At 40.0% G+C, this 25,802-nt stretch carries 25 protein-coding genes; 15 read left to right on the top strand and 10 right to left on the bottom strand.

Annotated elements, in window-relative coordinates:
- Window positions 1–133 precede the first annotated feature (133 nt).
- The 5 genes from H5092_RS05780 to H5092_RS05760 all read left to right on the top strand — a co-directional run bounded on the left by H5092_RS05780 (window position 134) and on the right by H5092_RS05760 (window position 4,368).
- Window positions 134–757, top strand: a complete 624-nt coding sequence (locus tag H5092_RS05780) for a fused MFS/spermidine synthase (RefSeq protein WP_039488814.1) — start codon at window positions 134–136, stop codon at window positions 755–757.
- Window positions 750–1,634 carry a spermidine synthase gene (locus tag H5092_RS05775; RefSeq protein WP_165723800.1) on the top strand — a complete coding sequence of 295 codons (885 nt, stop codon included), beginning with the start codon at window positions 750–752 and terminating at the stop codon, window positions 1,632–1,634. The genes H5092_RS05780 and H5092_RS05775 overlap by 8 nt, the downstream gene beginning before the upstream one ends.
- A gap of 133 nt (window positions 1,635–1,767) precedes the next feature.
- Window positions 1,768–2,235: a MarR family transcriptional regulator gene (locus H5092_RS05770; protein ID WP_024595849.1), complete on the top strand. Its 468-nt coding sequence runs from the start codon at window positions 1,768–1,770 to the stop codon at window positions 2,233–2,235.
- An 8-nt stretch (window positions 2,236–2,243) separates the two neighbouring features.
- Window positions 2,244–3,308, top strand: coding sequence for an HlyD family secretion protein (locus H5092_RS05765; RefSeq protein ID WP_165723799.1), 1,065 nt, complete (start codon window positions 2,244–2,246; stop codon window positions 3,306–3,308).
- 10 nt (window positions 3,309–3,318) lie between these two features.
- Window positions 3,319–4,368 (top strand): DUF2955 domain-containing protein, encoded by a 1,050-nt coding sequence (locus H5092_RS05760; RefSeq protein ID WP_138490145.1) that lies wholly within the window; start codon window positions 3,319–3,321, stop codon window positions 4,366–4,368.
- Between the two features lie 114 nt (window positions 4,369–4,482).
- On the opposite strand, the gene H5092_RS05755 is transcribed toward H5092_RS05760, so the two are convergent.
- On the bottom strand, window positions 4,483–5,640 hold the full coding sequence (locus H5092_RS05755) for a benzoate/H(+) symporter BenE family transporter (RefSeq protein WP_182733086.1): 1,158 nt from the start codon (window positions 5,638–5,640) through the stop codon (window positions 4,483–4,485).
- Between the two features lie 378 nt (window positions 5,641–6,018).
- Between H5092_RS05755 and H5092_RS05750 the strand changes: the two genes are divergently transcribed.
- Together H5092_RS05750 and H5092_RS05745 are read left to right on the top strand one after the other, a co-directional pair.
- Window positions 6,019–6,723, top strand: coding sequence for a hypothetical protein (locus H5092_RS05750; protein WP_024599441.1), 705 nt, complete (start codon window positions 6,019–6,021; stop codon window positions 6,721–6,723).
- Between the two features lie 120 nt (window positions 6,724–6,843).
- The gene (locus H5092_RS05745) at window positions 6,844–7,587 is read left to right on the top strand and encodes a zinc-dependent metalloprotease family protein (RefSeq protein ID WP_182733085.1); all 744 of its coding nucleotides are present in this window, start codon (window positions 6,844–6,846) and stop codon (window positions 7,585–7,587) included.
- A gap of 90 nt (window positions 7,588–7,677) precedes the next feature.
- Here H5092_RS05745 and H5092_RS05740 read toward each other — a convergent pair whose 3' ends face one another.
- On the bottom strand, window positions 7,678–8,898 hold the full coding sequence (locus H5092_RS05740) for an alkaline phosphatase family protein (protein ID WP_039488828.1): 1,221 nt from the start codon (window positions 8,896–8,898) through the stop codon (window positions 7,678–7,680).
- Between the two features lie 162 nt (window positions 8,899–9,060).
- On the opposite strand from H5092_RS05740, the gene dgt reads away from it, so the two are divergent.
- Together dgt and H5092_RS05730 are read left to right on the top strand one after the other, a co-directional pair.
- Window positions 9,061–10,527, top strand: coding sequence for a dGTPase (dgt, locus tag H5092_RS05735; protein WP_182733084.1), 1,467 nt, complete (start codon window positions 9,061–9,063; stop codon window positions 10,525–10,527).
- Window positions 10,528–10,599: 72 nt separating this feature from the next.
- On the top strand, window positions 10,600–12,243 hold the full coding sequence (locus tag H5092_RS05730; protein WP_182733083.1) for a cell surface protein: 1,644 nt from the start codon (window positions 10,600–10,602) through the stop codon (window positions 12,241–12,243).
- A gap of 315 nt (window positions 12,244–12,558) precedes the next feature.
- Here the strand turns inward: H5092_RS05730 and H5092_RS05725 are convergent, their stop codons facing one another.
- From H5092_RS05725 to H5092_RS05715, 3 genes are all read right to left on the bottom strand, one after another.
- Complete coding sequence (locus H5092_RS05725) at window positions 12,559–13,413, bottom strand: bile acid:sodium symporter family protein (RefSeq protein WP_182733082.1); 855 nt, start codon at window positions 13,411–13,413, stop codon at window positions 12,559–12,561.
- Between the two features lie 86 nt (window positions 13,414–13,499).
- Window positions 13,500–14,081, bottom strand: coding sequence for a uracil-DNA glycosylase family protein (locus H5092_RS05720; protein WP_138490136.1), 582 nt, complete (start codon window positions 14,079–14,081; stop codon window positions 13,500–13,502).
- Between the two features lie 150 nt (window positions 14,082–14,231).
- Window positions 14,232–14,588, bottom strand: coding sequence for a VOC family protein (locus H5092_RS05715; RefSeq protein WP_024595859.1), 357 nt, complete (start codon window positions 14,586–14,588; stop codon window positions 14,232–14,234).
- A gap of 227 nt (window positions 14,589–14,815) precedes the next feature.
- On the opposite strand from H5092_RS05715, the gene H5092_RS05710 reads away from it, so the two are divergent.
- From H5092_RS05710 to H5092_RS05700, 3 genes are read left to right on the top strand one after another with little or no spacing between them, the layout of a single operon-like run.
- Window positions 14,816–15,157, top strand: coding sequence for a hypothetical protein (locus tag H5092_RS05710; protein ID WP_002959167.1), 342 nt, complete (start codon window positions 14,816–14,818; stop codon window positions 15,155–15,157).
- Window positions 15,154–16,755 (top strand): PepSY domain-containing protein, encoded by a 1,602-nt coding sequence (locus H5092_RS05705; RefSeq protein WP_182733081.1) that lies wholly within the window; start codon window positions 15,154–15,156, stop codon window positions 16,753–16,755. The genes H5092_RS05710 and H5092_RS05705 overlap by 4 nt, the downstream gene beginning before the upstream one ends.
- Entirely contained in the window at window positions 16,752–17,087 is a 336-nt protein-coding gene (locus H5092_RS05700) for a DUF3325 domain-containing protein (RefSeq protein ID WP_182733080.1), read from the top strand. Before H5092_RS05705 ends, H5092_RS05700 begins: the two co-directional genes overlap by 4 nt.
- A 488-nt stretch (window positions 17,088–17,575) precedes the next feature.
- Here H5092_RS05700 and H5092_RS05695 read toward each other — a convergent pair whose 3' ends face one another.
- Window positions 17,576–18,106 carry a lipocalin family protein gene (locus tag H5092_RS05695; protein ID WP_182696560.1) on the bottom strand — a complete coding sequence of 177 codons (531 nt, stop codon included), beginning with the start codon at window positions 18,104–18,106 and terminating at the stop codon, window positions 17,576–17,578.
- 130 nt (window positions 18,107–18,236) lie between these two features.
- On the opposite strand from H5092_RS05695, the gene H5092_RS05690 reads away from it, so the two are divergent.
- Genes H5092_RS05690 through H5092_RS05680 form a run of 3 tightly spaced genes read left to right on the top strand, consistent with a single transcriptional unit; the run spans window position 18,237 to window position 19,669 of the window.
- Window positions 18,237–18,692: a YaiI/YqxD family protein gene (locus H5092_RS05690; protein ID WP_182733079.1), complete on the top strand. Its 456-nt coding sequence runs from the start codon at window positions 18,237–18,239 to the stop codon at window positions 18,690–18,692.
- A 1-nt stretch (window position 18,693) separates the two neighbouring features.
- Window positions 18,694–19,257, top strand: coding sequence for a DUF6942 family protein (locus H5092_RS05685; protein WP_182733078.1), 564 nt, complete (start codon window positions 18,694–18,696; stop codon window positions 19,255–19,257).
- Window positions 19,258–19,276: 19 nt separating this feature from the next.
- Window positions 19,277–19,669, top strand: a complete 393-nt coding sequence (locus H5092_RS05680) for an ACT domain-containing protein (protein WP_182733077.1) — start codon at window positions 19,277–19,279, stop codon at window positions 19,667–19,669.
- 182 nt (window positions 19,670–19,851) lie between these two features.
- Here the strand turns inward: H5092_RS05680 and H5092_RS05675 are convergent, their stop codons facing one another.
- The 4 genes from H5092_RS05675 to H5092_RS05660 all read right to left on the bottom strand — a co-directional run bounded on the left by H5092_RS05675 (window position 19,852) and on the right by H5092_RS05660 (window position 25,746).
- On the bottom strand, window positions 19,852–20,508 hold the full coding sequence (locus H5092_RS05675; protein WP_182733076.1) for a class I SAM-dependent methyltransferase: 657 nt from the start codon (window positions 20,506–20,508) through the stop codon (window positions 19,852–19,854).
- A gap of 28 nt (window positions 20,509–20,536) precedes the next feature.
- Window positions 20,537–24,187, bottom strand: a complete 3,651-nt coding sequence (locus H5092_RS05670; RefSeq protein ID WP_182733075.1) for an AAA family ATPase — start codon at window positions 24,185–24,187, stop codon at window positions 20,537–20,539.
- Window positions 24,184–25,431 carry an exonuclease SbcCD subunit D C-terminal domain-containing protein gene (locus H5092_RS05665; RefSeq protein ID WP_182733074.1) on the bottom strand — a complete coding sequence of 416 codons (1,248 nt, stop codon included), beginning with the start codon at window positions 25,429–25,431 and terminating at the stop codon, window positions 24,184–24,186. The genes H5092_RS05670 and H5092_RS05665 overlap by 4 nt, the downstream gene beginning before the upstream one ends.
- A 78-nt stretch (window positions 25,432–25,509) precedes the next feature.
- Complete coding sequence (locus tag H5092_RS05660) at window positions 25,510–25,746, bottom strand: hypothetical protein (RefSeq protein ID WP_002959190.1); 237 nt, start codon at window positions 25,744–25,746, stop codon at window positions 25,510–25,512.
- Between the last annotated feature and the right edge of the window lie 56 nt (window positions 25,747–25,802).

The following is a 25,802-nucleotide window of genomic DNA, read 5'->3' as shown; positions in this document are numbered from 1 at the left end:
AAAATTGTAGCATGTGTTACTTTATAACAAAACTTCTTTTTAAAAAATCACTGAGCGATTAATTAATGCACTAGCGACTGCCGTGTCATCACGTTAGTATAGTGTTCTACTTAAGTTACATAACGATAATTACATGAGCATAAAAACAAACGCGTTAATTTACTTTTTAGCTTTTTGCAGCGGTTTTTGCATTATGGGGATTGAACTTTTAGGAGGGAGAATTCTCGCCCCTTTTTTTGGTAGTAGCGTACATATTTGGGGCAGTATAATTACAGTATTTATGCTTAGTTTATCTTTTGGGTATTTACTTGGCGGTAAACTCAGCACTAAAAATGCATCACTTACCAAATATGGTTTAATATTTTTAATAGCCAGCATTATGGTGGTGCCTATTACATTATTTTCGCAGCCAATCATGGAATTTATATTTACCCATATTGAAGATAGCCGCTACGGCTCACTCTTAGCGTCAACTGCTTTATTTTTTATACCTACCGTTATTTTAGGCATGATCTCGCCCTACTCTGTGCGCTTACTGGTAACCGATAGCGATAAAAGCGGCCAAGTGGCTGGGCGTTTATACTTTGTAAGTACGCTTGGCAGTGCACTGGGTACTATAATTACCTCGTTTTACTTTGTACTCGCGTTTGACGTAAATACTATTATTAGCGCCTTTGCTCTAACGCTTGGGTCACTGGGTTTAGTCGCGATTGTAATTAATACCTTGGCTAATAATAAGGAGCTTGCTCATGCTTAAATATCTACTACTGCCGTTAATTGCATTTTCGGGTTTTGCGTGCAGTAAAGTTATCCACGAAGAGCGCTCGCTTTATCGCAATATTATTGTTGAAGAAACGAGCGACTTACGTTGCCTTAAATTTAATACTAAAAGTAGCCAAACAAGCCAAAGCTGTATGTATAAAAACAATCCCGACAAACTTGTTTTTAATTACACTAAACTTACTTTTGCGAGCCTTTTAGTAGCCGATAATCCTAAAAATGTACTTATTATAGGATTAGGAGGCGGTACGCTTTCTAACGTTATTCATGAGCTATACCCCACTGCAAAAATTCATAATGTTGAAATAGATCCCGCAGTAACTAAAGTTGCACGCGATTACTTTAACTTTATAGAAAACGATTTAGTGACATCAAGCGTGCAAGATGGCCGTATTTTTATAAAACGTGCCGCAATTAAAAAACAAAAGTACGATTGGATTATTTTGGATGCATTTAACGGCGACTATATTCCGGAGCATTTGCTTACTAAAGAGTTTTTTGAAGAAGTACAAAGCGTATTAGCCGAAGGCGGTGTTATAGCTGCAAATACGTTTTCAAGTAGTAAACTTTATCAGCATGAGTCGGCAACTTACCACGCTGTATTTGGCGACTTTATAAATGTAAGTCGCGAAAATCGTAGTAATCGTATTATTTTAGCGGGACTTAAATCAATGCCGAGCGAAGCGCAAATTAACACGCGTGTAAATGCTCTCGCCCCTAAATTAGTAAAATACGGTATAGACATAAAAGCGATTAGCCAATTTATGCAATTTACTAAAAACGACCAAGATTGGCCCGCAAATACAAAAGTACTTACCGATCAATACTCCCCTGCTAATTTACTTAACTTTTAAACTCCTGCTAAACCTCACCATTTCTACAAGTGAGGTTTAGCAAATATTTTACCATTTCCCACTCTTTCATATATTTACTTAGCAAGCTAAGTAATGATAAAATAGTTAGCTTGCTAACTATGTTGGGATGGCTATGCCTACACACAAACCTTTTCACGAAACACTCGATTTAACTGTTATCGGTAATATGGGCCGAGTTCATCGCTTATGCCGCGAAGCGGTAACCATTGCAGTTGAGCCTTTAGGGCTTACTCAATCGCGCTGGACTGCACTAATGCATATTAGTATGCGTGGTGAGGGACTAACACAACTTGAGCTTGCTAATAGCTTAGGGATAGAAATGCCTTCATTGACTCGTACGCTTAAGCAATTAGAGGAGCAATCGTTAATTGTTCGCCGTGTAGACAAACATGATAAGCGCAGTAAAAGACTCTATTTTACTGAGCAAAGTGATGCCATTTTACATTCATTGCAAGAGACTATTTCCGATATAAAAAATCAGTTATACAGCGGTTTATCTGTTGAGCAACTAGATGCGATTGCATTTGGTTTGATCAAAATAGAGCAAAACGCCCTTAAATGCATTCAAGTTAATAAGTAAGGCTAAAAATGACACCGGATCAAAAGTTTGCACGCTATGTAAGGTTTTCTCTCATAGGGTTTATCTTAGTATTTATTTACTATTTAGTGGCCGATATGGTTTTGCCTGTGACACCACAAGCACGTGTTTATCACCCTGTTGTGCAAATATCACCGCAAATTAGTGGCCGAGTCACTAGTGTGCAAGTTAGTAATAACCAATCAGTTAAAGCAGGCGATATATTATTTAGTATCGATGAAGGCCCATATAATTTAGCTAAAGAACAAGCTCAACTCGCCCTTGATGATGCCAAATTACAAAATAAACGCCTTGATACCAATGTTAAAGCGCTTGAGGCACAAATAAGTGCTGCAAACGCTAAACAGCATGAGCAAAAACTATTAAAAAGCAGAGGCGAAAAGCTCTATAAGCAAAAGTCTATATCGGAGCAAGAACTTGAAAGCATTCGTGCTAATTTTGAAGCGAGTAAAGCAAATGTTGCAGCCCTTGAAGCGCAGTTAGCTGAAGCGGTTTTAGCTAGAGGTGACTCAGGGAACAAAAACTTAGCCATGCGCCACGCTGCTAACCAGTTAGCGCAAGCTGAGCTAAATTTATCCTACACAAAAGTGCGCGCATTAAGTGACGGCGTAGTTGCTAATTTACAATTATTAAACGGCGCATACGCAGTTGCAGGCAGCCCGTTATTAGCTATTGTTGCTAAAAAGGCAGATTTAGTTGCCGACTTTAGAGAAAAGTCACTCACAAATATGAAGCAAGGCACCCAAGCGCGCGTAGTATTTGATAGCCGTCCAGGTGAAGTTTACGACGCAATACTTGAAACATTTGAAGCAGGTGTTAGCAGTGGTCAACTTAGTGCTAATGGTTTACTAAGTACAACAGAAACCAGTAATCGTTGGGTGCGTGATGCACAGCGTCAACGCATTCACTTAAAGCTCATTAATCATCAAGACTTAATAGCAAACATGCCTAGTGGCTCACGTGCAACAGTACAATTATTACCAGAATCAACAATTGGGCAATGGTTTGGCTCTGCACAAATCAGGTTTATTAGCTGGTTACACTACATTTATTAATGGAGGCTTTATGACTCAAATTGTTAGCCAAGGCCCACAATTAGACTCCAATGGCCTTCGCCAAGCACTGCGCATTGCAGGTGGGTGTACCCTTGGCTTTACTATTAGTAAATTAATGAACTGGCCCAATGGTATATTTTTTACCGTTTATCCTATGTTGATATTGGGCATGGTACCTACGTTAAGTCGTGGGCTTATAAATCAATTTATAGCATCTGCTGCATTTAGCGCACTTATAGTGCTGATAATGCAGGGATTATTTTCTCACTTACCAGTCGTTATGACATTGTTAGTGTTTGGTGTTTTCTGCTTTTTATTTCATAAAATGAGTAGCGGTAGTGCCTTTTTATTTGGCGCTTTAGGCGTGATCAGTCTTTCTATTCAGCTGCATTTTTCCAGCTATGTTGATCAAGGAAGCAGTATTTATCCATTAATTTTAACTAATGGTTTGGCTATATTTTTAACCGTTATTATTGGAGCATTAATGCATGGCCTATTTCCTGATGTAACCGCAAGGCCCGGGCGAGTAATGCCAGCTAAAGCAAAAGAAAGTATTCGCCATGAGGTATTGTTATGCTCAACCGTGGCTACGCTCTCTTTTGTTGTTTTTCAGGTTCTTGATTTACAAGACTCAATATCTGCGCAGGCAGCTTCTGTGCTTATTTTATTTTCGTTGTGCTGGAAAGCCGCAGGTATGGCCGGTTGGCAGCGAGCAATTGGAACGCTTATAGGCTGTAATGCAGCGTTACTATCGCAACTATTTTTGTATAGTCACTCTGATTTTTTACTTTTTCCGATGGCTATTTTGTGGATACTTTCGTTTGTTTTTGCGCGCTTTCATATTTTAGGCGGAGGCATACCTGGCATTGGTTTTGGTGTATTGACTACATTTGGTATTTTGTTTGGAAATTCACTCGGGCCAGGCCAAGATCTTGTTTATAGTGCAATGTACCGGTTTAGTTCGGTATCTGTGGCTATAATCTTAAGCTTATGTGTTGTGTATGTTATGCACCATATACTTAATCGGTTTAGCGTAACTCGCCATCATACTTATGATTAGATAAACCCTGTTATGTAAAACTAAAGGCTGCAATTGCAGCCTTTTTAATAAGCTTGGTTAAACTATTTTAATCATCTATATGAGCAGTATTTTCGCTTTACATATTCACAGTTTTTAGTCTTTCCTGGTGATAATAAGCGTTAGCACACCCGCTATAATCCCCCAAAAAGCAGACCCCACTGAGAGTAATGTTAAGTTAGATGCAGTTACTAAAAAAGTGACTATTGCAGCCTCAGTATATTCAGTACGACTAAGGGCTTGCTGCAAACTATTAGCAATGGTGCCAAATAGCGCAATGCCCGCCAAAGCTAAAATAAGTGCCTGGGGTAAACTTGCCACCAAGCCAACTAATGTAGCTGCGCACAGCGCCATTAAAATATAAAATACGCCAGCCGCTATACTCGCCCAATAACGTTTATCATGATTTTTATCCGCCTCATCACTCATACATATAGCTGCGGTAATAGCGGCTAAATTAATAGAGTAGGCTCCAAAAGGAGCGCTAAGCATATTTGCAAAGCCAGTAACATTAAGAGATGCAGATATAGGCGCTTTATATTTATGTGCTTTTAAAACCGCAATACCCGGTAAATTTTGCGAAGTCATGGTAACTATATAAAGTGGTAAACCTATGCTAATACATGCTTGCAAGTGGAAAGCGGGTTCAATATAAGAAAATTCGCTCATTTTCCAGTGCAGCGCGCTGGTATCAATATGGCCCATTTGCCAAGCGAGTAATACACCTATAATAAGCACGCTTAACATAGCAAAGCGGGCAAAAAAGCGTTTACCAATAAAGTACATAACGACCATTAAACCAATTACTAAAGGCATGTCGTTCATAAAATTAAACACATCGATACCAAAGGTAACAAGCACGCCGGCCAACATGGCGCATGCAAGCTCACTTGGAATACGGTTCATTATTTTTTCAAACCAGCCCGTAACCCCCGACAAAAACACGAGCAATGCACTGAGCATAAACGCGCCAATAGCCTCATTTAAGTTATACCCTTGGGCACTTGAAATAAGTAATGCAGCTCCCGTGGTAGACCACGCAATTAAAACAGGTACTTTGTAATAGTACGATAAACCAATTGACGTTGTGCCCATCACTAAACCGAGCATTAAAATCCAACTAGCTACTAAATCGGGCGTACCACCAAGGGTTATCACTACCTGATAAATTAATGCAATAGAACTCGAAAAACCAATAATTACAGCCACAAGTCCTGCTGTAATTCGGTTAAGCAACTGATCAGACACCTTCATAAATTCCTCGTAATGCATTTATGCAGCTCACAACATACGTGCCCAATATTTACATTGCAATTAGCGATTGGTTTACAAAAGGTGAAATAAATTCACTTTTTATTTTTCATTGTAAATAACGTCAAAAAGTCACTTTTAACCATTGTATTTAACTAAACAAACAAGTACCTACAACTGCGCCAAAGCCCGCGTAAACACTACTAAAAACCAATACTAAAAAGAGCAAAAAACACACCAAAAATAAATATCCTTATATTTTATAAGGAATTATAAAATTAAGAAATAATTCTTTTCGGTTACATTTATTATCTTGATCTAATCCATTTAATAATATAAAAAGTAACAAATAGTTAACCAAAAACACTAAAAGAGAAACAAATGAAGAGATCTGTCGTCTTACTAATTGCTATACCATTATCGGCATTTGCAGTTTATGGGCTATTTTTTAATGCAGATGAAACGGGCGAACCTATCGCGCCTGTTGCTATTGATTTTGTTCCTATTGATTTACAAAAAACGCGCAATACGCATCCCCCTGCACCTATTGATATGAGTAAAGATCCAATTACCGTTAAACCCATTGTTGCCCCTGACAACAGCTTACCGTTTGAAGAATTTGATGCCGTAAATCGCCTATCAGACAAAGCAAAGCAAGTGCTTATAAACGCAAAAGTTTTACCTACCGACTTACATAACGAGGCCTATATTGAGTTTGATTTAAATTCTTTACAGGCGTTAGAGACTGGCGAAAACTTTGATTTAGCTATTCCGCAAACAGCCGAAACATTCACCGCAGAGGTGACTAATGTGGTTGAGTCTGAAAATGGCGATAAGAGCATATTTGGTAAAATAGTGGGTGTTGACGGTCGCATGCATAATACCGTTTTAACAGTAGGTAAAGATGCCGTATATGGCCAATTTACTGCACCTTCTGGCAACTATGTATTCGAAAGTAAAGGTAAGTACGGATGGATTGCAGCAAAACGCGATTTATATAAAAGCCACATAGAGCATGAAGTAACCGCACCAAAGCCCAAATCAGATAAAAGCATCGATATATTTGCACCAAAAATTGATGGCTAACCAAAAAGTATAAAAAGCAATTAAAGCCGCACTATAAGGCAGCTTTAGTGTGTCTGCTTTTTATGATCTTAACCAAGTTAAAAACAGTTCCAACCACAACAAGAGTAAGGAAATACAATAATGAAAAAAGTAATCACAACAACCGCACTGACTGCGGCATTATGTGCAGCAAGTGTTGCACAAGCAGAAACAATCGATATCGGTATTTTATATACCGACCAATCAGCTGCCGCAACTAGTAATATTGACACTAAAATAAATCAACTAATTGCTTTTAGTAATCAGGTATATAGCCAAAATGGCGTTGATATAACACTACGCTTAGCTGGCAAACAAAACTTAGGTGACTACGCAGTAACGCCGTCTGAGGATTGGTTAGATTCGGTTACAAATAGCAGCTACGTAGATGGTTTACGCAGCGATTGGAAAGCCGACATGATTGCCGTATTAGGTACTGGCCAAAGTGCTGGCAATGGGCTTATTTCATGTGGTTTAGCGTGGGTTGGCCAAGGCACTAATGGCAATCTATATAGCTCAATGAGCAGCCGTATGTACTCAATCACTGCAATTGATTGTGGTGCAACTACATTTGTACACGAACTTGGTCATAACCAAGGTTTAGCGCATTCACGCAAACAAGGTGACACATCTGGCGGTGTATATGTAGATGGCATGGGTCATGGCGTACAAAATGAGTTTGCAAGTATTATGGCTTACCCGCACGTTTACGGTAGCGCAACTCAGTACGATTACTTCTCTAACCCTAACTGGAGCGTAAATGGTATTGCTTTTGGTATTACAAACCAAGCGTATGCAATTCGCACGGTTACTGCTACAAAAACAAGTATTGCTAACTTTAAATAAGTAGCGCATTAAAAAGTGGGCTAAATAGCCCACTTTAAAGTTTTAACATGTTCTTCCCTGCAGAGCGCTTACGCGCTCTTATAGATTAAGCTAATGCACAACCACTTTTTGCTTAATTGCCGGCATTAATGTTTTACCATTGCCATCTACTTTGTTTAACAATTTAAGCCCCATCACTTTTGCAAGTACTGGGTAGATATCAAGGTTACTCACTTCTTTAAGGCTTATACCTTGTTTAAATGCAGGGCCTACAGCAATAAATGATGCTGCCATATCCTCGGTATATGCATAACCGTGAGTCCCTAAATAGGTTGGTTTTTTACCATTGGTAAATACCGCTGGCGCTGTAGTTTGCACCACAATATCGCCTACGCGAGTGCCTTTATTGTAATGGTACGCTGCTAACTGCTCGTCAGTTAATACTGTATAACGACCGTTTGCTGCTTTTTGTAAACGAGCTTTATAGCCGGCTATATCCGCATTTATTGCATCGGGTTGAGTGTATATGAGTAAACGTGGACCGGTGTTTTTAACTAAAAAGTTTTCATCTTGAGGCAGTGTGGTTACATCAATACTTTTATCTGGATCTATACTCGCCATACCATGATCCGAGACAATAACTAAGTTTACCTCTTGCTCTAATTTACTTAAGCGAGTTTGTAATTGCCCCATTAATTCATCAAGCTGTTTAACTGCATCTCGCGTTTGTGGTGCGTCTGGTCCAAACTCATGGCCCATGCTATCAACTAGCGAAAAGTAACTCGCAATAAAACGTGGGCGCTGTGCTTTTGGCAAACTTAACCATTGAATAATTTGATCAACACGGCTTTGGTAATCGCTGTATTTAGAATAGTGATAAAAGTAATCTGGTGTCATGCCGTTAAATAATGCATCTGACTCAGGCCAAAAATAAGTAGCCGATTTAAGCCCCTGCATTTTTGCTAAATTCCAAAGCGGAATCCCCTTCACCCAAGTGCTATCGCCCAATGCTTTGCCCATGCTGTAACAGTCGTTTTTACGCGCTTTATCACAAAAGCTATTATCAACAATGCCATGGTTTACCGGCAATAAGCCCGTAATAATAGAAATATGGTTAGGAAACGTTTTAGTTGGATAAACAGGTATTAGTTTTTGTGCGCGAACACCGCGCTCGGCCATTGCTTTTAAATTTGGTGCGCCGTGTTTTTCAATATAATCCCAACGCAGGCCATCAATTGATACAAGCACCACAGTTTGCTCTTTTGCAGCAAACGCGCTGTTCATTCCTAACATTAGGCAAATTGATACTGCCTTTAAAATCCACTGTTTCATTATAAACACCTATAAATGCACAACAATAACTCAAAAAATTATTTTAAAGCAAGTTGTTACTTTATGATACAAACTGATAGATTAAACCCTGTATATTAAAGACAAATGACTATGTGCTAAAAACTATGCCAGTCATCAATTGTAAAAAGGATAACTATAAAGATGACCATAGATTTTAGTAAAAAAATAACGCCAGCACGAATGTATCGCACAACCTCCAACTTACAAATGGCGCTAGAAAGCGACCGTGGCCGTATTATTAACAGTGCCGCTATTCGCAGGCTGCAGCAAAAAACCCAAGTGTTTCCGCTTGAGCGTAACGCAGCTGTTCGTTCGCGCTTAACTCACTCGCTTGAGGTACAACAGGTTGGTCGTTTTATAGTGCAACGTATTTTTGCAAATTTAAGCTACCAACAACAAAAAGATTACGGCTTAACCGACCTAGAACGCCCCCTAGAAAGCTTAGTAGAAATGGCCTGCCTAATGCACGATATAGGCAACCCACCGTTTGGACATTTTGGTGAAGCGGCAATAAACCACTGGTTTAATAACAACCTAGCAAGCGTAACACCCGAGCGCTGCAAAGAGCCCAATACCGGTATAGGTGTTGTTTTTAAACACCTTGCGCTTGATATTTGTAACTTTGAAGGCAACGCTCAAGGCATACGTATAATTCATTCGTTGCAAACGCTTAATTTAACTTACAGCCAAAGTGCTGGTATTTTAAAATACACTCGACCTGCAGGGCTTGATACAAAAGATATACCGCAAAATAAAAACTACTTAATGAAAAAAGTAGGTTACTACTACAGCGAAAAAAACTTTGTTGAAGCGCTACAAAAAGAGCTCACTATTGAGCCATATTGCCGCCATCCAGCAAGTTATATAATGGAAGCCGCCGACGACATTTCGTATTGCCTAGCCGATATAGAGGATGCTGTTGAAAAAGGGATCATAAGCACCGAATTCTTATGTACACAGCTTAAAAGTCATTATAAAAAAGCACTCATAAACCTAACAATAGACGATACAGAGCACCAAACTTTTGTAGATAAAGCAGTTGACTACGCACATGAGCGCGCCAAAGCACAACCGTATAACTTTAATAGCGAATTTTTTATATACCTGCGCGTTGCACTTTTACATCCGCTAGTTGGACATGCTGCAAAACGCTTTATTGAAAATATAGAACCTATTTACCATGGCGACTTTAACCAAGCACTTTTAGAAGATAGAAGCCATCTACACGCTGTAACCAAAATGCTAAAGCAAGTGGCACTTGAGCATGTATTTTCAAACAAAGAAGTCGAAAAATTAGAGCTGCAAGGTTACAGAATAATTAATGACTTACTCGATTGCTACAAACCGCTACTGCAATTGAACAGCGATGACTTTAGGCGCGCTCTAAATGGCGATTCACGTTTATTAATTGAGTCGCGACTTGTAAAAAAGCTCTCTAAAAAGCACTTAAATAGTTACCAACACGCAATAGATGCGATGCAAGAAGAGCCCGATCACTTTGCAGCGTACGAATTTTATTATCGCTGTAGATTAATTCAAGATTATATAAGCGGTATGACAGACCAATTTGCTTACGATGAATATCGCAGCCTTATGGTTATTGATTAGTCGTATTACTCTGGATAATTTTCAATTTTGCACTTAAAATCAAACTATTAATATTTAAGCGCGCATAACTTTATGATATCAAAACTAATTAGATTTACCCTTTGCTTTGCCCTATTTTATAGTGCGCAAAGTGCTGCATACAACGAAGCTATGTGCATTTTAATTAAACAAGAAATGCAGCAAAATAGTAATAATAAAGCGAGTCAAAAATATCGTAAGGCAGCGCGTGATTACAAAAACAACTGTAATAAGCCAAAAGAAATTCAAGCACAACCAAAGCCACAGATAATAGAGCCAGAGCCAGCCATTATTACTCAGCCACAACCTAAAATTGTTGAACCTGCCCCTGTAATACAACTCACTGAAGAAGCTGTTAAAGATAGCATCAACGAGCAAACACTTAATTTAACTAATGATCAAAAACAACAAATTAACGATCAGCTAAATACCAATAGTAACGAAATAGTAATTGATGCAGAGCCAACAACAGCAGTACCCGAGCAAGTAGTTACAGAGCAAAAAAACGAAGCTGTGATAGAGCAAGTAAAACCGGCGACGCCAGAGCAAAACGTTCAACCTACGCCTGAAAAGTCTGTACCTGTAAAACCAGCACCGGTGTTAACTAAACCAGCGCCAGTTATTGCGCCGCAACCTATAGCACAAAGCCCAAGCTCGTTACTTTTACCCACTTTAATACTTGTTATAGTGGTACTTATTGGCGCTATGGTAGTCGTGCGCCTGCGCCGTGCAAAACAAAGTAAAGTGATGGCAGAACCGACTATAGCGGCTCCACCTGAAGTTAAATCAGAAAAAATTGCTACGCCAGCTAAACCTGAAACTACAAAAGAGCCAGAGATTGAGCCTGTCGTCATCAACGAAGTAACTCAAAATAATAAACCAGTTGAGAGCAGCGTAGAGGCAAATGAAGAGCCTTTAGAGCCTACGAACACTACACAAAATGCTGATATTGAACATACACCACCGCAAATTTCAGATGAGCAAAACAACGTAGCTACACAAGTGCAAACAAGCGAAATTGAGCCTACACCGCTTAACTCAATTGATACTTTAGAGCAAACAAGTACCGCTACATTTAACGAAGTAAAACAAAAACCAGAGCCTAATACAGCCGAGTTTGAAGCCGCCGCCAAAACAACCTTAGAGCGTATTAAAAATGCCAGCAGCTTTAATGAGCCAGAAGTACGCGACTTTGATCCAGATGCAAAGCCTGTAAAAAAACAACGTAAGCACCATACTGCTCATATAACGGAGCCTGCGCCAATAGAAGCCGAACATAACACTGTAGAGCCTGTTATTAGTACTCCTGAGCCAGTAACAGCGAGTGAGCCGGTTGTAGATTTACACGCACCAGAGCAAATTGCTGACGCTCAATCGACTACATATACAACAGAGCAAGACTTTAAAGAACCAGAGGTACGTACATTTAACCCAGATGCACCATTACCTGGTGAAAAGCCGATGCCTAAAAAACAAAGCTCAACACCTGAGCAAGCACAAACAACACCGCCAGTTGATGAGCCACAAAGTGAGCCTAAAAAAGCAGACAATAACAATCCATTTGCTAACTTGTCGTTAGACTCAAGCTGGGATCCTGACTCGACTGAAAAACCCAAAATAGAAGAGAAAAAACGCGCGCCTAAATCGCAAGCATTAATAGATGCAGAAGAACGCGCTAGAAACATGCAAACCAAATAGTAAGTTTTAAAGTAGCGCCTCATATTTGAGGCGCTATTTTAGTAACTAAATAATTAACTGCTTTTTTACCGTATTACTTACACTCTTATCCCATCCTAAAATGCGCTTTAGTAATTAGGAGCTTCGCTCCTTGCGCGAGCAAGTTCAGCGCCTGGTGCAATATTCAAGCTTGAGAGTGTTTTATAAGCTTACAACTTGATGGCGCGATGAGTGCAGAGCATACATTTAACTGGTGGTATTTTTAGACTTGAGTTTACGGCTACGTTATCCGCAGCCATAAATTAAAGTAACTTGGTCAACATGCCCTAGATAAGTTTATTTTTTAAGCTTTAACCCGCCAATTAATAGCAGTGGTCCTATAAACATGGCAAGGCCATACACGCCACCGGTAACTGCGTATTCTGGTTTATTTAAAAAGCTAATAGCGATTAAAATAGCTAACGATGCATTTTGAATTCCAACCTCAATTGAAAGCGTCAGCGAATCAGTTAAATTTAATTTTGAACACTTAGCAATTAACCAACCAACAACCATTGAACCAATATTAAGCGCTATGCACGCCCAAAATACGTTGTTAAATGAGCTAACTAATAAATCGCGCTCTTTTATTACTAGTGCGGCAATCATCATAAGCATAAAAAACAACGAGAAGCGTCTAAAAAACGGCTCTGCTTTAATGGCAAAATCACTTTTAAAGTGACGCAACCAAATGCCTATAGCAACTGGCACTAAGGTAATAAAAAATAGCCCTAATGAAGTAGTTAAAATAGAAAAAGTAGCATCGTCCGCTGGGGCAAACTGACTCATAGCAAAGCCAATAATAAACGGTGTGGTTATTATACTAATTGCGGTAGAGGCAGCGGTTAAACTTACCGAAAGCGCTAAATTAGCTTTAGCAAGCTGGCTTACTACATTTGACATAGTACCGCCGGGGCAAGCAGCTAATATCATTAAACCAATAGCGATAGGCGTTGGTAGGTTTAGTAAATAACACAGCCCTAATGCTAATAAAGGCATTGCTACAAGTTGGCCTATTAAACCCATGACAATGCCAAGCGGGCTTTTAAATAAACGAGTAAAATCGGTTGTTGTGAGCCCAAGACCCATACCAAACATAATAAGTGCAAGGGCGAGTGGAAGTATTACTTCAGTTAATATAGATGCATTCAAATTAGACAGCCTCGTTTGTTATTGTTTTTAATTAGAGTGTTAATTTTTAAGTTAACTGTAACGCCCCTTTACAATAACTAGAAGTATTACTTATTTAAAATAGCAGCCACGTGCTTATCTAGTTCTGGAAGTACATCTTGTTCAAACCATGGGTTCTTTTTAAGCCATATATTATTACGCGGACTCGGATGTGGAAGCACTAAATAATTTGGCCAATACTCACGCCACGATTTTACTAACTCCGTAAGTGGCATTTTTTTAGTCTCTGGTAAATGATACGCCTGCGCGTATTTACCAAGCACTATTGTCAGCTCAATATTTGGTAGTGCAGCCAATAATTGCTCGCGCCATGCAGGGGCACATTCTTTTCTCGGTGGTAAATCACCCGACTTCCCCCTACCCGGGTAGCAAAAGCCCATAGGTAAAATGGCTATATTATTAGCGTCGTAAAATTCATCACGTGTTAGCCCAAGCCATTCTCGCAGGCGGTTTCCGCTTGCATCGTTAAACGGCACACCTGTTTCGTGAACTTTGATTCCAGGTGCTTGCCCTGCAATTAAAATACGTGCGTTTGGGTTAAATTGTATAACAGGACGAGCCCCTAAAGGTAAATGAGGTTCACAGATCACGCATTTACTAACTTGCTCTATTAATTGGTGACTATTCATGTTTATTTGGCCTTAAATGCTTAATATTTATCCTAAATGGCCATTTATGATAAATGAGTTGGTAAAAAATCGGTTTATTTTAATTAAAACGAGCGTTAGTTAGTAAAATCGTGATCTTTAAGCTCATTCGCGCTACAAGCCTTGTAAAACCTAGCGTTGCTCGGCCCATACAGCAAATTCATTGCCGCTTGGCTCTGCAAAATGAAACCGGCAACCACCCGGAAATTCAAAAATAGGTTTTAATATTGTGCCACCATGGAGTTGTACTTTTCTATACGTGGCGTGAATGTCGTTACTATAAAAAACCAATAGCGCAGCACCGTTTTGAGTTAGCGATTTAAGCGGCGCATTAAAAAAGCCACCATCGAGCCCTTGGCCACTAAACGCCGTGTATTCTGGGCCGTAGTCAGTAAACTGCCAATTAAATACACGACTAAAAAAGGCCTTAGTTGCGGGTAAGTCGCATGCAGGAAACTCAACGTAATTTAGTTTTTCGTGATCGCTCATCGTTATTCACTCTTTATTTTTACTCAGTTTATTAACCTTAAGCTTTACATAGAGCCTGTGCAATATCATTAAACAATATCAGATCAGTATTTTACTAAGTAATTAAGTAAGCATAACTTACTTAAAAATTAAATATCACAAATGAGAATAACTATCTTTTGTATTTGTAACATATATAATAGCGCCTTTGTTTTATCCTCAGCTTTAAATAAAGGGATTAATTAACTATGCAGGCACCTTTGCACAGTGCGCCATTCGATAAGGTTAACGTGATTGCGCTTATAGTAAAAAGCGTAAGCAGTTATCGAGTTTTGGTATTTTTACGTTTTTTTATTGCCATAATTGGTGGCTATGCTTTTACCTCTGCAAGCACTGCGTTATTAAGTTTTGTATTGCCAATAGCTAAACAAGACGCTGTGCTGTTTAGTGTTTCAATCAGCATTTTAATTTATGCCGTTGTATTTATTTATGCTTTTAGCGTTAAATCATTAAAAACAGTATGGATCAGTATTTTACTAAGTACAGGAGCGTTCATAGGATTGCTTGCATTACTGAAGGGTTGGGTATGAAAGACAGCTTTTTCAGATCGATGACTTGGTTGCACACTTGGGTAGGGTTACTCGTTTGTTGGTTATTATATTTAATATTTTTTGCAGGGACTCTTAGCTTTTTTAGAGACGAAATAACGCTGTGGAATCAACCAGCCATTCATAATGTGCAAGCCCAAACACAGCGTATAGAAGCGCAAAAACAACAAATAATTACCGGATTTGATTACTTAGCTAGCCATGGAGCTCACTCATCAAGCTGGCGTATTACATTACCCGAGCCGCGTATTCCTTATTTAATTTATGGTTATGCAAAACCAAAAGAGCCAGGCCAGCGCCGCAGCCGGTTTGAAAACACACAGCTAAACCCTAATACCATGCAAGAGCTTGAGCCCTTTGTAGATACTAAAGGCGGTAACTTTTTTTATCGGCTGCACTATGATTTACATTACATGGATGCAATAACCGCACGCTGGATTGTGTGCTTTGCTAGCTTTTTTATGCTGATTGCCATTATATCGGGGGTGGTTATTCATAAGCGTATTTTTAAAGATATGTTTAGCTTTAGGCGTAACAAAGGTAGCCGTACATGGTTAGATGCCCATAACTTAAGCTCTGTGCTTGCCCTTCCTTTTCATTTAATGATTACTTACACGGGTATAATTACACTTATATTTATGTTGTTTCCCTACCCTGCGCAAACGTCTTATGATGACGGCATGCGTGGCTTTTTTAACGATGTAACACCTCGCAATACCATGACCGATAAAGCCCAAGGCGAATTGCCAATGGTGCCAATACAACGCATTTTAGATCAGGTTTATACTAAGTGGCCTCATGCAGATATTACTCGCGTACAAGTTAACCAACCAAATATGGCAGCTTCAACAATTACCGTATTGGTAAGCGCAGGTAAAACACTACGTGACCAAGCACCACGCTTAATATTTAGTGGTGCTACAGGGCAAATGGTCGCTAAAACTGATGACGAGCTAACTAGCAGCAAAGCGCTTTACGAATCACTTAATTCAATGCATACAGGGCGTTTAGCTACGTGGTTACTGCGTTGGTTATACGTATTAGGCGGTATTGCAGGCTGTGTAATGATTGGCTCTGGCTGTATTATGTGGGCTAAGCGAATTCGCGAGCGAACTAAAAATAACGTTAAACCTTCGTTTGGTTTAAAACTAGTTGAGGGGTTAAACCTAGCCACTATTATGGGACTTCCACTGGCAACGTGTGCATTTTTTATTGCTAACAGACTACTTAGCCCAACTACCGCAGAGCGCGCCGATAAAGAAATACTCGCGTTCTTTTTAACATGGCTAGCGGTTGCTCTTTTAGCACTTATAAAGCGCGACACACTGCAATGGCGAGTTATGGCAGCTATAAATGCTGTTGCATGTTTAAGCGTACCGGTTATTAATGCACTTACAACTAACGGTAATCTAGTTAGCTATTTGATGCACGAACAGTGGGCTTTATTTACTTTTGATGCACTGTTTTTGTTATTTAGTATATTGTTTTTTATACAAACCGAAAAATTACGTACTGCTAAAAACAACTCAAAAATAACCAGCCCTAGTCAATCTAATAACTTTAAAGGGCAAAAACCATGATTGATTTACTTGGGTTTAGCCTATGCCTGCTCAGTTTTAACTGTTTTGCGCTAGCTAAGTATAATCATTTTAAAGATGTATTTAAAAAACGCCCTACAGAATCCCAACGTAAAAAGCTGCTATTAGTTGCTTGGATCAGTATTTTACTAAGCTTTGTGCTTTGTATAGTTACTCAAGATGGATATGGTGCATTACTATTTTGCGGATTTATGAGCCTAAGTGTCTTAATTATAATGGTTTTTTATAATTTTTTAGTAGGCTACGTGAAGTGGTTTAGTGTTTTAAATAGCGTGTTAGTTGTACTAAGTGGGTTGTTTTTAGCATTAAACTAGCCTTAGTTAGTAAAAACGTGATCCGTTACTTTCCCATAGATTAGGGCGTGTTGATCTTTGGTGGGTGAATTTGCAGCAGACTGTTTGGTATTTAGGCAAGGCAGAGCCTATGTAGTGTGGTTATTCCCCATAAATAGGCGATAACGCAGCATAAATACCAAACATGCGCTGCCCTTTGGGTTCTTTCTAGGGACGATTAACTCTTTGTTGCTCGGTTTTTACTTAGCCCACTAGGTTACAAACCTCGCGCCGCGATTTAATCGCCCCGAGATTGAACAGATTTCAATCCACAAAGATCAACACGCCCTAGGCAAAAAAAATGGCAAGCTATATAGCTTGCCAACAATAGGGGATATTCAGTGTTTCCAATACTTGCTGTCTCACGGCAAGTACACACAATATAACCATAATATATTTAAGTTACTTTACAATTAAATTACTCTTTTATTACTACTTTAAAAACGTATATAACTAACTGTAAACCCCCTTTACATAGTCTCTTGGTTTACCCAAATTATTTCATCGGTAGCAAAGCCCAACTCTTTAGCTTTAGTTAAAAAGTGTTCTTTAAGCTCTTTGCTAACCGTTGGTGTACGCGACAAAAACCACAAGTAATCTTTGTTGTAACTGGTTATAAATGCATATTGATAATCGGGTTGGTCAAGTTCAAAAATCACGTAAGCGCCATAAAATGGACCAAAAAACGAGACTTTAAAATGCCCTGTGTCGGTGCCCTTAACAAACTTGGCTAAGCCTTCGGCGTCATCCCATTTTTTATCATCCGTTAAATACCCTTTGTTAAGGACCTTTACTGTGCCGTCGTCGTTAATTGAATAAGTCGCGGTAACTTGCTCCATCCCTTCTTCGAATGAGTGATTAAGACGCGCTATTTCAAACCATTTGCCTTTATATTTTTGTATATCAAAGTTTTTAACGGGTGTTATTCCCTCAGGAGGGCTGGTGCAGGCACTAAGAAAAAATAACCCTGTAATAAGTAAACCGTATTTAATAGCCTTCATGTAAGCTCCTTTTTTAATTACATAAATCGTACGTATTATCTAAATATAGATGGATATAAAGTTTGCTAGCCGATTAAAAAAATTTGCTATAGGATCGTATTAATTCTAAAGCAATAAAAATGACCATAGCATGAAAATTTGGGTAGATGCAGACGCGTGTCCTGTTGTTATAAAAGAAATACTTTTTAGAGCTGCAGAGCGTATGAAAATCGAGACTATTTTAGTAGCGAATCATGCAATGCGTATTCCGCCGTCAAAATACATAAGCCGCGTTCAAGTATCGTCGGGATTTGATGTAGCCGACGACGAAATAGTAAAACGTGTTGAAAAAGGCGATTTAGTTATTACAGGCGATATTCCGCTAGCAAGTGAAATAATTGATAACGGCGGGCAAGCACTCAACCCACGTGGCGAGCTTTATACCACCGAGAATATCCGCTCAATACTTAACGTGCGCGACTTTATGGATACCATGCGCTCAAGCGGCGTAGAAATGAGTGGTGGGCCGCCGCCACTTAGCCAAACCGATCGCCAAAACTTTGCAAATAACCTCGACCGTATTTTAGCGCAAAACAAGGCTAACTAACTTGAATACCCAATTAGTTGGCTTAGGTGATACGCAATTTAGCGTGGCGGTATACGTAGCAAAAGCGCCGCCAATGCCGTTTTTTGAAACACTTGAATGCCTAGAACCGGTTATAAATGAGCAAATAAATACCATAAACCAGTACTGTGGTATTGGTTGGCGCAAAGTGTTTAACGTTTACGCCAAAGTGCTATTTTCCCTGCCAAGTGAGCATTATTCATTTGCTAAACAAGCCCCTACTTGGCAACAATATCGCGATGAGTATTTACTGCAAAAAAATAGTAAAACCGCCCTGCTATTTAGCGCGCCTGACACTACTATTACTTGCGCAGATAAAGCTACTAGCAATCAAAATCAGCTACACATAATTGCTGGGCGTACGCACGCTAAAAACTTATTACAACAAGGTAAGTTGCATGCACAATTTGATTGGCTCGACGACGAGTTTGCAATAGACACCAGTAACAACATTATTGTGTGCCCGTATTTTGATTACAGGCAATTAAGTAATATAAAAATTGCGAGATTAAGCGAGCTAGTCGCGCAGCTAAAAGGCACTAAATAACACATTGTAAGGAACGACCATGGCCGGAATTTTAGAGTTAAACGAATTATTAAAATCAATGCAGCCTGTGCTTAAACAAGGTGAATACATATTTTGCTGTTTGGCAGGGAAATTGGCTGATTATGTTCACTTAGAGCCACTTGCCACTTACGTTGAAGAGGAAGGCCTAACCCTTATTTTAAAAGCTGAAATCGCCGATAAAGCAGGTATTACTTACGAGGGTAAATATAATTTAATTACTCTTAATGTACATTCAAGCTTAGAGGCCGTTGGGCTAACAGCTGCGGTATCTGCAAAGCTAACTGAGCATGGCATTAGCGCTAATGTGGTAGCTGCGTTTTATCACGACCATATTTTTGTACAAACAGACAAAGCACAAGCTGCAATGAAAGCACTTGGAGAGATTGGTTAGGATTGCTGGCACAGTAATGATCTGAGTGATGTGGATATTAGAGCGTCGGGTGGCGCTTCACTTATCCGACCTACGCTTAGAGAAACTTCGGGGTGTAGAGAGGGTTATATAAAAACACCGAGTTTGTTCACTCGGTGTTTTTATTGGTGCTAAATAGCGGGTGCTTGTTTAGCTTGTGAAACTTAAACTACATATCCGCTAAAACCTAGGGCTTTAAAATACAGCTTCGGAATGCCAAATTTGCACTCATTTAGCAATTCGCTAAAGCGCATTCTATCAAGCGGGTAAAACTCATTTTCTAAGTCGTGCCCTGTTTGTGTTTTACCTGTTTCGGTTAAACCCAATTGCGCGCAAGTTGTAAGCTGGGCTTCGCGCTCAAAAGAAGTTTCGGGGCGCATTAAATCTGCAATATAAAGGTTGGCGTCTTTTTTAAGGCTTCCTTTAATCGCTTTTAATAACTCTTTTTTATCGCCGTTATCTTCTAAAAAATGCATTACTAGTAAACATAAAACGGCATCGGCTTTAACCGATAACTTATCAACGGGGCCATTATGTACATCTACGCGGCTTGTTATGCCTTGCTCATCAAATTGCTGCTGTGCGATAGCAAGCATATCGGCTGATGTATCTTGCGCAGTAAATTGCCACGTAGGGTTTAGTCCAGCCAGTGCAAGTACTTCTTTGCCTGTGCCTGCCCCTACTACCAAAATATGTGCATTGTCGCCCAGCGTTGCTTGTAGTTGCGCATTAGTGAGCTGATGTAATAATTCATAACCAGGCACTAAACGGGTTATGCGGCTATCGTATTGTGTTGCTTGCTCGCCTGTAAACGTTGGCATTGTATCTCCTTGTTTTCAGTAATGTTGCTTATAAAACTTCAACTGTGGAATATCCACCTGGCTTTTTGGCTACATGCACTTGAGTGGCTACACGCTCGCTCATTTGTGTTACGTGCGATATAACGCCTACTTTTCTGCCTTGTGCTTGCAAAGAATCCAAAGCGTCCATTGCAATGCTTAGGGTTTCGCTATCTAACGTACCAAACCCTTCGTCAATAAACAAAGAATTGATTTGTACTTTGTTAGACGAAAGCGATGCTAAACCAAGTGCAAGCGCTAGCGATACTAAAAATGACTCACCGCCCGAGAGCGTATTAACAGAGCGTTGCTCGTCGGCCATGTCGCGGTCGATAATTGCAATGTCGAGCGTTTGCGCTATGGCGGTTAATTCGTAGCGTTTGTTGAGTGTTTTTAAATGGCTGTTGGCATAGTGCAGTAATATTTTTAACGTTTGTGTTTGTGCTAAGTTACGCATGGTTTTACCCGTTGCATCGCCCAATACTTTATTAAGCAAGTGCCACTGCTCTACCTGTGTTTTAAGCGTAGTTAACTCAGCTTGTTTGCCTTCAAGCGCCTTTGCGTTTTGGTTGTGTTGCTCAATAGCGGTATTAGTTGCTAGTAATGAATTTTGCAGCTGCGTTTGTTGCTCATTTAAGCTGCTTAATTGCGTACTTAAAGCCTCTGCACTTTGTGTTGGCTTATCGCTACTGTTGTGTTTTCCAAGCGTAAGTTGCTGCTGTTTTAATGCGGCATTTGCATCTGTTAACGCTTGAGTTAACTGCTCGTGTTGATTTAAATGTGCTTTAATAGTATCGCTACTGAGCGTTAGTAAAATTTTGACCTGTTCGTGCGTTACATCGCTGTATTGCGCTTTAAAGTCAGTAAACCACTGGTTATAACGTGCCTCAAGTGTTGCTAGTTCTTGGCTGTTTTCAAGTAAGCGTTGCTCCACATTTTTAAGCGTTATAGCGTGCTCATCTCGTTGTTTTATAGCGTCGTCATAGGCTTTATGACTCGCTTGAACCTGCGATTGCATTTGCTCTTGCGCACTTGTAAGTTTTGCTTGGTAGTCGTCTGCGCTTATTTGCTCGTTATTAAATAAAGCTAAGCGCTCACTTTGCACAGTGCTTAGTAAATTTTTAGCTTTAACAAGCTCTTCATTAAGTGCTTTTAACGATTGCTCGCTTTTACTAACAAGCGGTGTGAGCTGCTTTATTTGCTCATTAGCTGTGTCTTGACGTTTTTGGCTTTGCTCAAGTTGCGTTTGAGTTTGCTGATACTGCGAAACCTGCTCGCTCAGCTCGGTAAGTTCAAGCGTATTGGCTTGTAGTTGCTGCCAAAAATCACTGTTTTCAAATTGGCTATTAAGCGTTGTACCCAGCTCGTTAATTTGCGCGCTTAGTTCGCTATGCTTACTCGTTAACTGGTTTTGCTGGTGTGTAAGCTCAAGGTGTTTATTACTCAGTTGCTGCTGTACTTGCTGCTCTGCTTTAAGTGCTGCTTGTAGCTCATTTACTTTAGTTTGCAGTGTACGTTGACGTTTTTGTTGCTCAAAGTATTGCGCTTTTTGCTGCGTTAGTTGCTTATAAGTTACTTCAAGCTGATCAGGCGTTAAGTCGTTAAGCTCACTACGTGCGCCTAGCATGGTATTTCTAATGTCGAGCTGTTTGGTTTTTGCCGTTTGAATTACTTGCTCAAGTTGTCCGTTTTCAGCAGTTAATACAGCATGTTGAGTTTGATGCTTATGCAGCTCACTTTGTGCATGGTCAAATTGCTTTTTAGCGGCATTAAAAGCGTTTTCAAAATCGGTAATTAAGTTATTTAATTGCTGATTTTGGTTTACCGCATACGGGTGCTCAGTGGCGCCGCACACTAAACAAGGCTCATTAGGGCGAAGCTCAGTGCGTAAATGCTCTACGTTTTCGCTGGCTCTTAAGCGCGCTTGGTTAAGTGCGTACTCGCTGCCTTTAAGTGCTTGCTCGCTGGTTATTAAATACTGATTAAGTAAAACATGGACTTGCTGGCTTTCATTTAGCTGCTGATTGAGCACTTGCTGGCGTTGAGTGCTTTGTTTTAGGTCCGCATTAAATTGCTTATAGCGCTCTCGCTGCTCTTTTAAGTAATCAATACTTTTTAGCTGCGCGTCGCAGTGCTCTGCATTAAATTCATTAAGCTGAGTGTTTAAAACCTGCAAAGCTGACTGCTCGCTCGTAAGTAACGCCTCGCACTCCTGCACTTTATTACTTTGTGTATTTAAATGCTTGCTCTGACCTGCAAGCTCGGTATTAAGAGTTTGGCTTTGTGCAAGGTTTGCAGTTAATTGCTGTTGTGCATTTAAGTAGGTATTAAAGCTTTGCTGATAGTAGCTCCAGTCTTTTGCTAAAACGTGCAGCTGTGCATGCTCACTAAGCCATTGCTGGCTTTTAGTTGAGTCGGTATTAGCGAGTTCTAGCTCGTTATTGCTTTGTTTAAGCTGCTGATTGAGCTCATCAAGTTGAGTTTGCTCTTTGATTATTTGCGACTCTGCGCCTTTTACAGCTTGAGTTTGCAAAGCAATGCTACTGTCGAGCTCTCTCGCTTTTGCTATAACGGGCGCTGCATTTTGTTTTTGCTCATTGGCGTTATTAAGTAGCTCAGTATGCTTAGCAAGCGCGGTGTTACGCTCGTTAATTACCGCTAAATGATCAACACTTTTAAGCGATGCTATTTGCTGATCTAACGCCGTATTTTGATCGGTTAATTGAGTAAAACGGCTGCGGTTATCTTTTATTTCAAGCGTTTGTTTAGCTTGTTTTGCTTGCTCGCTTTGAACAACGATACTTTCAAGCGCTGAGCTTGCTTGTTCCTGAGTTTGCTGTGCCTGCAGTAAATTTTGCTCAAGCACTGTAGCTTGCTGATACCAGTTAAGTGCTTTTTCGGTTTTGGTCAGCTCTTTTTTAGTGTGTTCGGTTTGCGCTTTTAAATCGGTTAACTTGGTTTGTTGTAACTCGAGTTCTTCTGGTGTTAATAAGGTATAGCTTTCAAGGCCTGCTTTAAGCGCTTCAAGCTTTGCCACTTGCTCTTTATGGCGCTCAAAAATACGCACGCCAATACGGCTAAATTTATCGGTGCCTGTTAAGCACTCCAAAAGTTGCGCTCGCTCATCGCCAGTGGCTTTTAAAAATGCAGCAAACTCATGTTGCGCTAAAAGTACGGCACGGGAGAACTGCTCAAAGTTAAGCCCTATTTTGCTCTCAACTTCTTTTATTGTGTGGCTTTTGTCAGCTATAAGGGTTTCGTCTGGCAGGGTTACTAATGTGTGCTCTGCTACTTTAAGTTTGCCAGTTACTTTTTTATGGGTCCGTGCAATTGTATAACGCGCACGGTAAAGCTGTTTATCTTGCCCTAAAAAGTCAACCTCGGCGTGGCCTTCCCATGTACCTCTGCGTAGTAGGTTTCGCGCATCATTAAGCTTAATGCTGTCGCCATTAAACTCAATTAAGTTACCTTTATCGCCGCGTAGCCTCGCTGTTTTTGTATAAAGGGCTAAACAAATCGCATCTAAAAAGGTACTTTTACCAGCGCCGGTATCGCCTGTTATTGCAAATAAGCCTGCATCTTTTAATGGGGCTTGAGTAAAGTCTATTTCAGCATCAACTATTGAGGCTAAATTATGAATACGAACTGCGGTTATTTTCATAGTTGTTCTTGCTCCGTAAGCTCGTTTATCACATCACTTAAAAGTGCTTTTAGCTCATCGGGTACGCTTTGCCCTGCCATATCTTTATCGTTTGCAAATGCTTGTTCTAATAAGTTAAGCGGGTTGAGCATTTCAACTTCGCTTAAATCTTCAAATACGGTGTTGTCGTCATTTTGAGTCGATTGCTCACGTACACGTTCAATACCACAAAATTTAATATGCTTGCCTTCAAGTGCTTGTTCTATTTGTTCTCTGAAGGTGGTGTCGGTATCGCTTGATTTAAGCTTTACACGTAAATAAGGCGCTATTGTATTTTGTGCAGCATCGAGCGCTTTAATTTGCTCGCATAGTTCGCTTAATGGCACACACTCCCCTTTTGGTAAAACAATTACATCGGCAGAGCGCGGAATGTAAAGGGGGTTTACAGTTGTACTAATATGTTGTTTTTCATCAATAATAAACTCAACAACATTTACTTGGTGCGTGTAGTTACGTTCTGAAAACGACATAGGTATAGGTGTGCCGCTGTAGCGAATAATATCGCTTTTAGCGACTTGTTGCGCTTTGTGTAAGTGCCCAAGGGCAACATAGTTGGCTTGTTTACCAAATACATTGGCTGAAATAGACTCCTCACCACCTATTACTAAGTTACGCTCAGAATCACTTGAGATATCCCCGCCTTTTGCGTGTAAATGCCCCATAACTATTAGTGGTGAGTTTTGCTCGTTTATATTAGTAGCTTGCTCTAGTGCAAGTTCATAAGCTTTTGCAACGCCTTGAGCGTAACTAGGGCCGTTTTCAGTTTGGCTAAGTAAACTTACATCGCTTGCACGTAAAAATGGCATAGCGACGATTACAGCGCGTTTACCATTGGTATCTATGGTAATAACAGTTTCATCGGGTGTCGCGACATCAAAGCGCCCTACTACGTGTGTATCAAATTGCGCTAGTAATGGCTGAGCTGTCAAAATACGATTTGCAGAGTCGTGGTTACCCGCAATAATTACTACGTGTAATTGTGGGGATGCCTTTTTGGCGTCTTTAATAAATTGGTAAAGCTGATTTTCGGCGCTAGCGCTTGGAGTCGCGGTATGATAAATATCGCCAGCAACTAAAAGTAAGTCTATTTGTTGTTCAACAAGAGTGGCTAATAACCATGTAAAAAAGGCTTGATGCTCAACACGGCGGTCGTGTTCGTAGAATTGTTGGCCAAGGTGCCAATCTGAGGTGTGGAGGACTTTCATGTCGCGCTCTTAATAAAACCGTAAGAGCGCCAATATACCCAAGGCAGTTAAAGATGCAAGCCTAAGCCGTGTATTACCTTAGGTTAAACTGTACCAAGCTGAAAAAACAACCGGTAATGCTAAAAGTGCCATTAATAATGGAATTTTTAACGTTTTAGTTTGTTTTGCGTGTAGCGCCTTTAATGCATTAGTTTCGTTGCACGCTGCTACTTTATCGATATAAAAATAACCCGAATCGAGATACTGCTTACAGTTATTCTCACTTGCTGGAATCGCAATTAGTTCTTGTTGTTTTTTTAGGATGTAAAAATCCATAAGCCCACCGCATTTCTTGCTAGTAATCGATATTAATTTGAGGATAAATGTGACGA

Origin of the sequence: Pseudoalteromonas sp. SR41-7 (genome assembly GCF_014163935.1) — a bacterium.
Taxonomy (GTDB): Bacteria; Pseudomonadota; Gammaproteobacteria; order Enterobacterales; family Alteromonadaceae; genus Pseudoalteromonas; species Pseudoalteromonas distincta.
The sequence above is the reverse complement of the archived record's forward strand: the minus strand, read 5'-3'. Positions and strand labels throughout refer to the sequence as shown.